The sequence below is a fragment of the Sinomonas sp. ASV322 genome (genome assembly GCF_030908245.1).
Classification (GTDB): Bacteria; Actinomycetota; Actinomycetes; order Actinomycetales; family Micrococcaceae; genus Sinomonas.
On sequence record NZ_JAVFJJ010000006.1, the window covers coordinates 171,556 to 183,951 of the forward strand.

Consider the following 12,396-nt stretch of genomic DNA (forward strand, 5'->3'; position numbering starts at 1 on the left):
GCCTGCCGGGCCCCACGCACCTGTCATGACTCCGGCATGACATTTGTCAGATGAGCCAGCCGTTCTCCTCGGCGATCCTCGCCGCCTCGGCCCGCGTGCTTGCGCCGGTCTTCCCCATGGCGCTTGAGAGGTAGTTCCGCACCGTGCCCTCGGACAGGAAGAGCTCGCGCGCGATGCTTGCGATCGTCGCGCCGCGGGACGCGGCGCGCAGGACGTCGGTCTCGCGTTCGGTCAGCGGGCTGTCCCCGGCCGTGAGGGATTCCGCTGCGAGCGCTGGGTCGACGACGCGGAGCCCCGAGGCGACGCGCCTCACGGCATCGGCCAGCTGGCGCGCGGGCGTGTCCTTGACGACGAAGCCCGCGGCTCCAGCCTGCATCGCCCGGCGGAGATAGCCTGGCCGGCCGAACGTCGTCACCATGAGCACGCGGCAGGCCGGCGCGACATCGCGCACCGCGGCGGCCGCGGCGATTCCGTCGATGCCCGGCATCTCGACGTCGAGGATCGCGACGTCGGGCCGATGCTGGGCAACGGCAGCGGCGACCTCGTCCCCGCGACCCACCTCTGCAACGACCTCGAGGTCTGGCTCGAGGCCGAGAAGCGCCGCCAGCGCGCCGCGCACGAGAGCCTGGTCGTCCGCGATGAGAAGCCGGATCACGCCGAGACCCTCAGCCTGAATCCGCCGAGGTCCGAGCGCCCCACGGAGAGCACGAGCCCGGCCGCCTTCGCACGCTCGGCCAGCCCGTCGAGCCCGTGCCCCGGGGTGGTGCCGCCCCCGCGCTCGGGGCCCACGCCGTCGTCGTCAATCTGGATCCAATCCTCACCCATGGCCACTTCGCACGCGGAAGCGCCCGAATGCCGCACGACGTTCGTGACTCCCTCCCGCAGCACCCAGCCGAAGAGCTCGCGATGCGCGGCGGAGACGGAATCGGCGGCGGTGGGCAGGCGCGCGGCGACGCCCGCGGAGCCGAGCGACGCGCGGGCCTCCGCGAGCTCGGTCGCGACGCTCACGCCGCGGTACCCGTGGACCGTGGCCCGCACGTCGGCGAGCGCGCCGCGTGCGAGCTCCTCGAGATCGGCCACCTCGCGCTCGGCCCGGTCTGGATCGAGGCGCACGAGCCGCCCGGCGAGCTCGGCCTTGACGGCGATGACGGTGAGCGAATGTCCGAGGATGTCGTGGAGGTCGCGGGCCACGCGGTTCCGCTCTTCGGCAACGGCGAGCTCGGCGAGCTCGTCCTGCGCCGCTCGTAGCTCGCGGAGGGTCTGCGCCTGGCGCCCGAGGGCTGCGAGCAGGAGGCCGATCGACACGATGAGCGCGGGCTGGCCGACTGCCTCGACGAAGGAAAGCCCGCGCGCCAGCTCGATCGAGAACGACGCGACGAAGAGTGCCGCGACGAAGCCCACGAAGAAGGAGCGAGGAAGCTGCTGCAGTCCCGCGGCGACGGCGACGAAGGTCCAATACCAGCCGGACTGCGGATCGTAGAGGAAGAAGCCGAGGCTCAGGGCCACGAGCCCGGCCAGGAGCGCAATCTTCCGCGAGAGCGAGCTGCCCCAGCTGTACGGGGGCACGAGGAGGAAGCCGAGCATGAACAGGGCCAGGTGCGCGACGCGGAGCGGGAGCTGCCCCGCGGCGAGGGCCGTGGCGGCGAAATGGGTCCAGTTCCCCGCGGTCCAGACGGCGACGGCGACGCCCGCCCCGACGAACCAACGCCGCGCAGCGCGCGCTTGGAGCACCCCGAGGAATCCGCGGCCCGAAAGGTCCTGCCCGAAGATCTCGCCTGCCCTCGGCGTGCCCGAGCGCTCGATCGCGGGGCCGGTGGTCATGGCTTCACTCTAGTGCGGGCCGGCACGTACCAGTTCTCGTCGTGGCGCATGATCAACAGTCATCCGCTGAGTCGCGCGAGACGCCGAAGCCGCTCGAGGCCCGCTCGGCCACCCTCCGCGGAAGGCTCGAGCGCGCGCTCGAGGCACGCCCGCGCGTCGTCCTCGTCGAGGTCCATGCCGATCGCCACGAGCTCGCTCGCCGCCCCGCCCCCGCCGGCGGCCCGAGCCACGTGGATCGAGCGCCCCACGACGTTCACGACGTACGCGACGATCCCCCGCGCTGAGCGCACCGCGATCCGGCCCTTGAGTCGGTAGGCGCTCGCGGGTGGCGCCTCGAGCAGTTCGACGACACGCCCGGGATCGACGCCGCCCGCCGAACGCACCGAGACGGCGCGGACGTGCTCGTGGGAGTCGTGCCCGAGGGACTCGTGCGCCGCCCGGAGGAGCGCCCCGATCGGAAGCTGATCCTCGGGGTCCTCGAAGGAGGCGACGTCGTACACGAGTGAGGGGTCCACACGGCCGTGCGACGTCCGGACGATGTGCACGTCCGGATTGCCCTCGCGGATGCGCCGCTCGATGCGAGCCAGAGTCTCCTCCCGATCGCAACCGGGAAGCTCGTCGCACTTGTTGAGCACGACGAGCGACGCGACGGAGAACCTCGCGGGCACGAGCGCGCCCGTGTCGACCGTGCGGAAATACTCGACGGCATCGACGACGTCGACCACACCTCCTGCACGGACCGTCTCGACACCGCTGTACCGGATGAGGCGGGCGAGCGACCCCGGCTGGGCGATCCCGCTCGCCTCCACGATGACGACATCGAGCGCGAGGCGCGGGTGCGCAAGCCTCTCGAGGGCCTCATCGAGCCCACCGCCGTCGGGGAGGCAGCACACGCACCCGCCCGAGATCGACGCCGGTTCGTCGATCTGGCCGCTCACGAGGCCAGCATCCACGTTGATATCGCCGAAGTCGTTGACGATCACGCCGACCCGTGCGCCGGGCTGCCGCAGCAGGTGGTTGAGCACCGTCGTCTTCCCCGCGCCCAGATAGCCCGTGAGCGCTATCACCGGAATCCGCTCGTCAGCCCGCTTTCGCACGCCACCGCCCCCTCAACTCATATTGACACCGGTTCTCATCATGAACCATGCCCTCGGCCCAAGGCCACACCGCTGCCGGCTCGCCGGCGCGGCGGCCGCACCGCGGCAGACGGTGAGGGGCTAGAGATCCGCGTAGCTCGGTCCAGGCTCGCGCGCCTCAAGTCGGGAGGCACCGGTGGCCTTGACCACGGCGACGGCGATCGCCGTCGTCATCGGGACCGCGAGCACGAGCCCGATCGAGGCCACGAGCGTGCGCACGACCTCCTCGGCCAGCTCAAAGCTCGTCAGCGTCTCGAGGAGCGGACGGTCGTAGAGCGTGACGATGACGAGGAGCGGGAGGGCGGCGCCAGCGTAGGCGAACGAGATCGTGTACACGGTGGACGCGATGTGGTCGCGGCCGATCCGCAGCGCCGAGGAGAACAGCTTGCGCGCGGGCGTGTGCGGCGCCAGCTCGTAGAGCTCCCACACCGCGGAGGCCTGGGTGATCGTGACATCGTTGAGGGCCCCGAGGCCCGAGATGATGAGCCCGCACAGGATGATGCCCGAGACGGAGAGCTTCCCGCCGAGGTTCACGAGGGACGCGGCGTCGTGAGAGCCGACGCCCGTGAGGTTGCCCGCGTCCATCGCCCAGGCGGCGAGGAGCGCGGTCACGCCGAGTCCGAAGACCGTGCCCAGCAGGGCCGTCGAGGTGCGTGCGGACACACCGTGCGCGAAGTACAGGACGCCCATCATGATGACGACCGACCCGACGAGGGCCAGCAGGAGCGGCGGCTTGCCTTCGATGAGCCCGGGAAGGACGAACGCGGCCAGCACAGCGTACGCGCTCACGAGCCCCACGAGCGCGCGGAATCCGCGCCACCGCGCGACCGCGATGACGACGACGGCGTAGAGTCCCGCGAGCAGGAGGATCGGCACCGTGCGCACGAAGTCGACGAAGACGTACGACGGCGACTGGGCACCGCCCTGCGATCCCGTCCCGTCGGACGGCTGCTGCACCTTCGAGAGGTTGAGGTACTTGACCTTGTCCCCCGGCTTGACGCCGTGCGAGACGATGATGTCCGGGTTCATGAGCACCTGCACGGGCTTGCCGCCGGCATCCGGCTGGGTCACGGCCATCGTGCATTGGGATGGCTGCTGGCCCGGCATGCAGCCGGACTGCACGACCTGCTGCACCGTGCCAGTCTCCATCGTGACGCCTTGGGCGAGGGCGTAGGGGTTCGCGAGCTTGAGGTCGCCGCGGTCGCCCGTTGGCCAGAGGAGGATCATCGCAACGAGCGTCGCGACCCCGAGCGGCACGAGAACGGCCGCGAGGATCCACGTCGCCCGCCTCCGCGCCACGGCCGCAGCGGGGCTCGGAGCCGCACCCTCCCCCACGTGGCTGTGTCCGGCGCCCAACGGTCAGTCCCCGAGGATGAACGTGTCCGGTCCGAGCTGCGTCGCAAGCCCCGCGTCGAGGAGCGGATCGACGGCGGCCCGCAGCGCGTCCATCGAATCGTCCACCTCGAGGAGCACGGGGTGCTGATACGCGACGAGAGCGAGGAGGCCGCGCACGGCGTCCCGCGCGTCATCCGCTTCGAGCGCGGGGTCATGGCCGAGCAGGACCTCGGTGGGCGGCTCGTCGTCGTGTCCGGCCGCGCCCGAAGCGAGGAGCCCGGCCGCCGGGTTCGCGTAGCTCACCGCGAAGGCCCGGAGTCGGCCTTTCCTCCCCGCGGGCACCGACGAGCCGAACGCGCTCCGGGCGGGCGCGCGGAGCACGACGGCGCCGTGCGCACCCGAGGCGTCGGACAGGAAGAGCTGCTGGGCCTTGCCGACGCTCAGCGGGGCGGGCGGATCCCACTCGTGCACGGCCGTGTAGTAGCGGCCGACGGCGTCGCTCAGCTCGACCGAGCCCGTCGCGAGATCCTGGACGAGCTGGGAGCTCTGCTGCTCGGAGCCGTCGCCGAACACGGGCAGCTTGAGCGAGCCCGGACGGACGACGACATGCCGCGATCGCTCAAGCGTGCCGAGGCCGGAGGCGCGGGCGAAGGCCTCCCCCGCGCTTCCTGCCGCGGCTTTCGTCCGAAGGCCCTTCGGGCCGCCGGGAGCCGTGAGCGCCGCCTCGCGCAGTCGGCGCAGAAGCTCGGTGCCGACCCCACGGCCCCGATGATCACGCGCGACCTCGACGTACGCCCACACTCGCCGCGGATGGAGCGCGCTCGCGTAGACGACGCCGGCCGCGATCGGGATGCCCTCGTCCACGGCGACGACGCAGCGCCGCCAGGTGTCGCCGTCGTCCGCCGTCTCGGAGACCTCATCGCCCTTCGCGGAGACCTCCCCGCCCGCCTTCCCCGCGTCAGGCCCGAGCTCGCCGCGGAACTGTGCCGCGGCGGGCCCTTCGGGGTCGCCCCAGATCTGCAGGAGCAGCTGGTCGTCGCCCGCGCGCCAGGGGCGGTAGTTCAGCTCGGCCACGCCCTGTGTTCCCTCCCCGCCCGTCAGTTCTTCTCGAGACGGTCGGCCAGGTAGCCCTGGACCTTGTCGAGCGAGACGCGTTCCTGCGTCATCGTGTCGCGCTCACGGATCGTGACCGCCTGGTCGTCGAGCGTGTCGAAGTCCACCGTGACGCAGAACGGCGTGCCGATCTCGTCCTGGCGGCGGTAACGGCGGCCGATCGCGCCCGCGTCGTCGAAGTCGATGTTCCAGCGCTTGCGCAGTTCGGCGCCGAGCGCTCGCGCCTTCGGCGAGAGGTCCTCGTTGCGGCTCAGGGGAAGCACGGCGGCCTTGATGGGCGCGAGGCGCGGGTCGAGGCGCAGCACCGTGCGCTTGTCGACGCCGCCCTTCGTGTTGGGCGCCTCATCCTCGGAGTATGCGTCGACGAGGAACGCCATCATCGAGCGCGTGAGGCCGAACGAAGGCTCGATGACGTAGGGGATGTAGCGCTCGTTCGTGGTCTGGTCGAAGTACGCGAGATCGTGGCCCGACGCCGTCGAGTGGCTCCCGAGGTCGAAGTCGGTGCGGTTCGCGATGCCCATGAGCTCGCCCCACTCGTTGCCCTGGAAGCCGAAGCGGTATTCGACGTCGATCGTGCCCGCCGAATAGTGCGCCCGCTCGTCCTCGGGGACCTCGAAGCGCCGCATGTTGTCAGGGTTGATCCCGAGGTCAACGAACCAGTTCCAGCACTCGTCGACCCAGTGGCGGAACCACTCGTCGGCCTCGCCGGGGGCCGTGAAGAACTCGATCTCCATCTGCTCGAACTCGCGCGTGCGGAAGATGAAGTTGCCCGGCGTGATCTCGTTGCGGAACGCCTTGCCGATCTGGCCGATGCCGAACGGCGGCTTCTTGCGCGAGGCCGTGATGACGTTGCTGAAGTTCACGAAGATGCCCTGCGCCGTCTCGGGCCGCATGTAGTGCAGGCCCTCGGCGTTGTCCACGGGTCCGAGGAACGTCTTCATGAGGCCCGAGAACATCTGCGGCTCGGTCCACTGGCCCGTCACGCCGCAGTCCGGGCACGTGATCGACTCCATGCCGTTCTCGGGCGCGCGGCCCTTCTTGGCCTCAAACGCCTCGATGAGGTGGTCCTGGCGGTGCCGCTTGTGGCAGTTGAGGCACTCGACGAGGGGATCCGTGAACGTCGCGACGTGCCCCGACGCCTCCCACACCTGCTTGGGCAGGATCACCGAGGAGTCAAGGCCCACCATGTCCTCGCGCCCGCGGACGAACGTCTGCCACCACTGGGCCTTGATGTTCTCCTTGAGCTCGACTCCGAGGGGCCCGTAGTCCCACGCCGAGCGGGAGCCACCATAGATCTCACCCGCCTGGAAGACGAATCCGCGGCGCTTGGCCAGGGAGACGATTGCGTCCAGTTGGGATTTGGGTGCCAAGGCATGTCCTCCATACTGATCAGGCCGCTGGGTGCGGTCCGCTAAGTCCAGAGTCAAGAGTACCGGTGGGTGGCGGGGTGGGTGCATAAGGTAGTCCCATGCACGACGTCGAAATCCGCGAGGGCACCATCCGGCTCGGCCAGCTCCTCAAGCTCGCCTCGCTCGTGGAGGACGGCGTCGAGGCCGCCGACCTCATCCGCAACGGCCTCGTCAAGGTCAACGGGGAGATCGAGGAGCGGCGCGGCCGCCAGCTCACGGCGGGGGACGTCGTCGAGGTCGGCGGCGAGCGCGTCCGCCTCGTCTCGCGAGGCTAGGCTCGGGCGCGCAGGAGATTCACGCGCGCAGAAGATTCAGTCGTTCGAGAGGACCTTGTACGTCAAGAACTCGGCGACGTGGGCCATTTCCGGCGCGCTGATGCTGTGCATGATGCCGTCATAGACGATCTTCGTGAGGTCGACGCGCTCGCGCACCCAGCCGAGGGTGTACGCGATCTTGTCCTGGGTGATGACGGGGTCAGCCTGGTCGCGGCCCCAGAAGAACGGGACGGTTCCGTCGAGCTCGCCGTCCTGGACGTAGTCCCAGCCGCGGGCGCCCGGGTCGATGGCGAACCCAGAGAGGCCGACGACGGCTGCGAACTCGCGTGGGCGGCGCCGCAGGAGCGTCGTGGCCATGGCCATGCCCATCGAGAACCCGAGCAGGGTCACCGAGCTGTGCTGAGCCCGGACGCCGTCGAGCCATGCGAGGACGTAGTCTCCCGCGGCCTCGACCTGGGCGATGTCGAAGTCGTCGGAAGCCATGAGCGGGAACCACTGGTAGGCGCCCGGACCGAGCGTCTGGGGCGCCCGGAGCGAGACGGCCGTAAATTCCTCGGGGAGCAGGGGCACGAGTCCCATGAGATCGGCCTCATTGGCCCCGTAGCCGTGGAGCAGCACGACGAGCGGGGTCCCGGCGCGCTTGTCGTCGGGCCGGCTCCAGACGGCATGAGGCGCCGGGTAGCCTGCGGGGTGGTGGGCGGCGGGGTGGGTGGAGACCCTCTGGGGCTGTGCCATGGATTCCGTCATGTGCCCATTGTTCCACATAGTTGAAGAGTCAACTATGTGCCGTGGGCACGGTCTGGCTGCCCACGGCGTTAACGCCGGATAGATAATGCAGGAGTGACGGACATGACCCAGACCAATCAACGCGACGCGCAGCTCGCGGACGGCCACCGCCATCCGTGGCACCGCTACGTCGCCATGGGGGACTCGTTCACTGAGGGCATCGGCGATCCCGATGAAGCCGCCCCCGGTGGCCACCGCGGATGGGCCGATCGGCTCGCCGAAGAGCTCTCCCGCGGAAGCGACGACTTCGCGTACGCCAACCTCGCGATCCGCGGGCGGCTCCTCGGCCAGATCCTCGACGAGCAGCTCAGGCCCGCCCTCGCCCTCTCGCCCGATCTCGTCTCGATCTCCGCGGGAGGCAACGACCTCCTCCGCCCGGGCAGCGACCCCGACGCACTCGCCGTGAGACTCGACGGCGCAGTCCGCCAGCTCGCCGACAGCGGCGCGACCGTGCTGCTCTTCAACGGCCCGGACATCGGCTCGACGCCCGTCCTGAGCGCGATCCGCGGGAAGGTGGCCATCTACAACGAGAATCTCCGCACGGTCGCCGCCCGGCACGACGCGATCATCGCCGACATGTGGAGCCTTCGACAGCTTTCCGATGCGAGGATGTGGGCGAGCGATCGCCTCCATTTCTCGCCGCTCGGCCACCACACGATCGCGATCATGGTGCTTGAGGCCCTCAACGTCCCGCACGGCCTCTCCCCCATGGAGCCCGCACCGCTTCCTGCACGCTCATGGCGCGAGGCGCGCGCCGAGGATCTCGTGTGGGCCCGCGAGTACTTCGTTCCGTGGGTCATCCGGCGTATACGGCACAAATCGAGCGGGGACGGCGTCTCCGCGAAGCGCCCGACGGCGGAGCCCGTGTTCGGCGTCGGCGTCCCCTTGGGCACGGGCGACGCGCCCGTCACGGAGGCGTTGGCTGGACAGGACCCCGGCGCCCGGAATTCCGGCGCGGTCGCGGGCGAGTAGGAGCGAACATGAGCTGGTTCTTCTGGGTCGCGGTCTTCGCGTGGGTCATCCCGATCATTGTGCGGAGGATGAGCCAAGGGCGGGGCGGGCGACAGATCCCGCCTCGCGACCGCGGCTACAACCGGTACGGGGGTTACCCGGGGAACCCGTATCCCCGCGGCGTCCCGGGCATGCGACCGCCGCAGACGGGCCAGACTCCCGGCAGTCAGAACCCGTCCGGCCAGAACCCGTCCGGCCAGACAAACGGCGGACAGACTCAGGGCGGACCAACTCAGGGCGGACCGACTCAGGGCGGCCAGACTCAGGGCGGCCAAGCCTCGAGCAGGCAGCCGGGGCAGCTTCCCGCGCAGGCGCCGTCCGGGAGCGGGAACTGGTGGGAGCATCCGATTCCGCCGGGCACGTTCCCGGGCCAGGTCGGCGTCCCGAGGGAACAGGCGCCTCGGCAGCCGTCGCCGGGGGCGCCACGGCCTGGGGCGACGATGCCGACGCGTCAGGGGACCCCGCCGTTGTCCGCTGCGAATCCCGCGCCTCCGGTTCCCGAGGCGCAGGGCTACCGCGCGCGGAAGCTCGCGGAGCTCGACCAGCAGTTCACGGATCAGAAGATCTCGCTCGAGGAGTACATGAAGGCGCGCAACGAGATCATGCGCGGCTGACTCGCGGAGCCCCCTGGGCCAGGGTGCGCCCGCGCCACTGTCCCCAGCTTCTGCGCCAAGCTCCCCACCTTCTCCCCCAAGCCCACCGGCTTCTGGGCGCTCGGGCGGGAACGGAGGGCCCAGAAGCCGGGCGGGCGGTGCCGTCGTCGGCCCTGAATCCGGGGACGTTGGCGGAATAGCTGGGGACGTTGGCGCAGAAGCTGGGGAGGTCGGGGCCGGCCGTAGCGCTCCGGGACCCAGCCTTACAGCGCGAAGACCCGCCGCCTCAGCTCTGGGCCGAGCTGCCCGATCTCGGTGAGGAACCCGTCGTGCCCGATCTTCGCGTCGATCGTGAACACGGGCACCTCGCCCGGGAGGCCTCTCGCGAGCTGCTCGGTCTGCTCAGGGAAGTAGAGCCGATCCGACGTGACCGACGCGAGGAAGAACTCCGACCTGGTCGCCGCGAGCGCACGCTCGACGCCGCCGCGGCCGCGCCCCACATCGTGGCTCATGAGCGCCTCCGTGAGGATCACGTAGCTGTTCGCGTCGAAGCGCCTCACGAGCTTGTCGGCCTGATGGTCGAGGTAGCTCTCCACCTGGTACCGCCCCCGCGAGGCCGCGCCGCCGGGGGCATCGAACGGGTTCTCCGCCCCCTGGCCCCGGCGACCGAATCGGAACGAGAACTCCGGTTCCGAGCGGTAGCTGATGTGGGCGATGCGGCGCGCGAGGCCGAGGCCCGCTTCCGGCGTGGTCGCGCCGTAGTAGTCGCCGTCGCGGTAGTTCGGGTCCTGGCGGATCGCGAGGACCTGAGCCTGCGCGAGCGCGATCTGCTCGGCCGTGCTGTACGCACCGATCGCGACGACGACACAGTGCCGCACACGGTGCGGATAGGTGACGCCCCATTCGAGCGCGCGGGCGCCGCCCATCGATCCGCCGACGACGGCGTGCCAGCGGCGGATTCCGAGGCGGTCGGCGAGGCGCGCCTCGGCGCGCACCGAATCGCGGATGGTCACAAACGGGAAGCGCGAGCCCCACGGCAGGCCGTCCGGATCGGCCGAGGCCGGCCCCGTGCTCCCGTAGCAGCCGCCGAGCATGTTGGCCGCGACGACGAAGTACTTGTCCGTGTCGACCGGCTTGCCCGGCCCCACGAGCGCATCCCACCAGCCGGGCTGGTCCCCGCGCCCCCGGGCGACGTGCGTGTCTCCCGTGAGGGCGTGCTGGATGAGGACGGCGTTGGAGGCATCCTCGTTGAGCGTGCCCCACGTCTCGTACGCGAGCTGAACCTCGGGCAGGGCTCCGCCGGCCTCGAGCTGGAGGGCGCCGATTCCTACGGTGCGAAGCACGCCGTCGAGCACGCGGACGGGAGCCTCCGCCGGGGTGACGACGCGATCCACGATCGTCATGCGACTGGCTCGCCGACGGCGGCAGGCGTGCGGCCGCCGGTCGCCGCGACGGCCGCGAATCCGGCTTCGAGGTCCGCGAGGATGTCCGCGATGTTCTCGATGCCGACGGCGAGGCGCACGAGGCCGGGCGTCACGCCGGCGGCGCGCTGCTGGTCCTCGGTGAGCTGGGCATGAGTGGTCGACGCCGGGTGGATGACGAGCGAGCGGACGTCGCCAATATTCGCGACGTGCGAATGCAGCGTGAGGGCGTCGACGAAGGCCTTCCCGGCATCGGCCGGAGCAAGATCCGCGCCGCCAGCGAGTTCGAACGAGACGATCGCGCCCGTGCCGTTCGGCGCGTACTTCTTCCCGAGCCCGAACCACGGGCTGGATTCGAGCCCCGCGTACGCGACCGAATCGACGTCGTCGCGCGCCTCGAGCCACCGGGCCACCGCGAGCGCGTTCTCGACGTGCCGCTCGACGCGCAGGCTGAGCGTCTCAAGGCCCTGGGCGATGAGGAACGCGTTGAACGGGGAGACAGCCGAGCCGAGGTCGCGCAGGAGCTGGACGCGCGCCTTGAGGACGTATGCGAGGTTGGCTCCGAGGATGCCGCCGACGCCGAGGTCGCGCGCGAACACGAGCCCGTTGTAGGTTTCGTCCGGCGTGTTGAAGCCCGGGAACTTCTCGGGGTCCTGCCCGAAGTCGAACGTCCCGCCGTCGACGATCACGCCTGCGATGGCCGAGCCGTGCCCGCCGAGGTATTTGGTCGCCGAATGCACGACGACGTCGGCGCCGTGCTCGAGCGGACGCAGGAGGTACGGGGTCGCCACTGTGTTGTCGACGATGAGCGGGACGCCGGCCCCATGGGCGACGGCGGCGACCGCCTCGAGGTCGAGGATGTTCTGGCGCGGGTTCGAGATCGACTCGGCGAAGAACGCCTTCGTGTTCGGGCGGACGGCGGCCCGCCACTCGTCGATGCTGTCCGGGTCCTCGACGAACGTCGTGTCGATGCCGAACTTCTTGAGCGTGTGCTTGAGCAGGTTGTACGTTCCGCCGTACAGGCTCGCGCTCGCCACAACGTGGTCGCCCGCCTCGGCGACCGTGAGGATCGAGTAGGTCGTCGCGGCCTGCCCCGAGGAGAGCAGGAGGGCGCCGACGCCGCCTTCGAGGCTCGCGATGCGCTGCTCGACCGCGTCCTGGGTCGGGTTCCCGATGCGGGTGTAGATCGGCGCGAGCTCGGCGAGGGCGAACCGCTTGGCCGCGCTCTCGGCGCTCGGGAAGACGAACGACGTCGTCTGGTAGATGGGCAGGGCCCGCGCTCCGGTCTCGGAATCGGGCGTCTGGCCGACGTGGATCTGACGGGTCTCGAAAGACCATTGGGTGCTGGACATAGCATTCCCTCCGCTGCGCTTGACCGACGGCTCCCGCCGGTCCAGGTCTTCACCCGGGGCACCCCACCGCGGCGGGAGGGTTGCCGGCCAGCAAGCCGGGGCTGTGTGCTGGCACTCATGACCTGTTGCGAGTGTAGGAGGCCC

General features: G+C 70.5%; 12 protein-coding genes and 1 riboswitch. Of the genes, 3 read left to right on the plus strand and 9 right to left on the minus strand.

Going from position 1 to position 12,396, the window contains the following annotated elements:
* Positions 1-46: 46 nt before the first annotated feature.
* The 6 genes from RBS12_RS10760 to RBS12_RS10785 all read right to left on the minus strand — a co-directional run bounded on the left by RBS12_RS10760 (position 47) and on the right by RBS12_RS10785 (position 6,775).
* Positions 47-655 carry a response regulator transcription factor gene (locus RBS12_RS10760; protein ID WP_307966090.1) on the minus strand — a complete coding sequence of 203 codons (609 nt, stop codon included), beginning with the start codon at positions 653-655 and terminating at the stop codon, positions 47-49.
* Positions 652-1,821: a sensor histidine kinase gene (locus tag RBS12_RS10765; RefSeq protein ID WP_307966091.1), complete on the minus strand. Its 1,170-nt coding sequence runs from the start codon at positions 1,819-1,821 to the stop codon at positions 652-654. The genes RBS12_RS10760 and RBS12_RS10765 overlap by 4 nt, the downstream gene beginning before the upstream one ends.
* Positions 1,822-1,880: 59 nt before the next feature.
* Positions 1,881-2,918: a GTP-binding protein gene (locus RBS12_RS10770; protein WP_307966092.1), complete on the minus strand. Its 1,038-nt coding sequence runs from the start codon at positions 2,916-2,918 to the stop codon at positions 1,881-1,883.
* Between the two features lie 120 nt (positions 2,919-3,038).
* The gene (locus RBS12_RS10775) at positions 3,039-4,313 is read right to left on the minus strand and encodes a YibE/F family protein (RefSeq protein ID WP_307966093.1); all 1,275 of its coding nucleotides are present in this window, start codon (positions 4,311-4,313) and stop codon (positions 3,039-3,041) included.
* Positions 4,314-4,316: 3 nt separating this feature from the next.
* Positions 4,317-5,366: a GNAT family N-acetyltransferase gene (locus RBS12_RS10780; RefSeq protein WP_307966094.1), complete on the minus strand. Its 1,050-nt coding sequence runs from the start codon at positions 5,364-5,366 to the stop codon at positions 4,317-4,319.
* A gap of 23 nt (positions 5,367-5,389) precedes the next feature.
* Positions 5,390-6,775 carry a glycine--tRNA ligase gene (locus tag RBS12_RS10785; RefSeq protein WP_307966095.1) on the minus strand — a complete coding sequence of 462 codons (1,386 nt, stop codon included), beginning with the start codon at positions 6,773-6,775 and terminating at the stop codon, positions 5,390-5,392.
* Positions 6,776-6,873: 98 nt separating this feature from the next.
* On the opposite strand from RBS12_RS10785, the gene RBS12_RS10790 reads away from it, so the two are divergent.
* Positions 6,874-7,089 carry an RNA-binding S4 domain-containing protein gene (locus tag RBS12_RS10790; RefSeq protein ID WP_307966096.1) on the plus strand — a complete coding sequence of 72 codons (216 nt, stop codon included), beginning with the start codon at positions 6,874-6,876 and terminating at the stop codon, positions 7,087-7,089.
* Positions 7,090-7,125: 36 nt separating this feature from the next.
* Here the strand turns inward: RBS12_RS10790 and RBS12_RS10795 are convergent, their stop codons facing one another.
* Positions 7,126-7,824 (minus strand): alpha/beta fold hydrolase, encoded by a 699-nt coding sequence (locus RBS12_RS10795; protein ID WP_307966153.1) that lies wholly within the window; start codon positions 7,822-7,824, stop codon positions 7,126-7,128.
* A 114-nt stretch (positions 7,825-7,938) separates the two neighbouring features.
* On the opposite strand from RBS12_RS10795, the gene RBS12_RS10800 reads away from it, so the two are divergent.
* Together RBS12_RS10800 and RBS12_RS10805 are read left to right on the plus strand one after the other, a co-directional pair.
* A complete protein-coding gene (locus tag RBS12_RS10800) occupies positions 7,939-8,847 on the plus strand; it encodes an SGNH/GDSL hydrolase family protein (RefSeq protein WP_307966097.1) in 909 nt (302 codons plus the stop codon).
* Positions 8,848-8,855: 8 nt separating this feature from the next.
* A complete protein-coding gene (locus RBS12_RS10805) occupies positions 8,856-9,500 on the plus strand; it encodes a hypothetical protein (protein ID WP_307966098.1) in 645 nt (214 codons plus the stop codon).
* A gap of 242 nt (positions 9,501-9,742) precedes the next feature.
* Here RBS12_RS10805 and RBS12_RS10810 read toward each other — a convergent pair whose 3' ends face one another.
* A complete protein-coding gene (locus RBS12_RS10810; protein WP_307966099.1) occupies positions 9,743-10,882 on the minus strand; it encodes a homoserine O-acetyltransferase in 1,140 nt (379 codons plus the stop codon).
* Positions 10,879-12,252, minus strand: coding sequence for a bifunctional o-acetylhomoserine/o-acetylserine sulfhydrylase (locus RBS12_RS10815; RefSeq protein WP_307966100.1), 1,374 nt, complete (start codon positions 12,250-12,252; stop codon positions 10,879-10,881). Before RBS12_RS10815 ends, RBS12_RS10810 begins: the two co-directional genes overlap by 4 nt.
* A 10-nt stretch (positions 12,253-12,262) precedes the next feature.
* Positions 12,263-12,375: riboswitch (SAM riboswitch) on the minus strand.
* Positions 12,376-12,396: the final 21 nt, after the last annotated feature.

Bases quoted from the DNA above. Each gene is read 5' to 3' on its own strand.
- RBS12_RS10805 (WP_307966098.1), top strand. From the start codon at position 8,856: ATGAGCTGGTTCTTCTGGGTCGCGGTCTTCGCGTGGGTCATCCCGATC.
- RBS12_RS10765 (WP_307966091.1), bottom strand. From the start codon at position 1,821: ATGACCACCGGCCCCGCGATCGAGCGCTCGGGCACGCCGAGGGCAGGC.
- RBS12_RS10815 (WP_307966100.1), bottom strand. From the start codon at position 12,252: ATGTCCAGCACCCAATGGTCTTTCGAGACCCGTCAGATCCACGTCGGC.
- RBS12_RS10790 (WP_307966096.1), top strand. From the start codon at position 6,874: ATGCACGACGTCGAAATCCGCGAGGGCACCATCCGGCTCGGCCAGCTC.
- RBS12_RS10810 (WP_307966099.1), bottom strand. From the start codon at position 10,882: ATGACGATCGTGGATCGCGTCGTCACCCCGGCGGAGGCTCCCGTCCGC.
- RBS12_RS10795 (WP_307966153.1), bottom strand. From the start codon at position 7,824: ATGGCACAGCCCCAGAGGGTCTCCACCCACCCCGCCGCCCACCACCCC.
- RBS12_RS10800 (WP_307966097.1), top strand. From the start codon at position 7,939: ATGACCCAGACCAATCAACGCGACGCGCAGCTCGCGGACGGCCACCGC.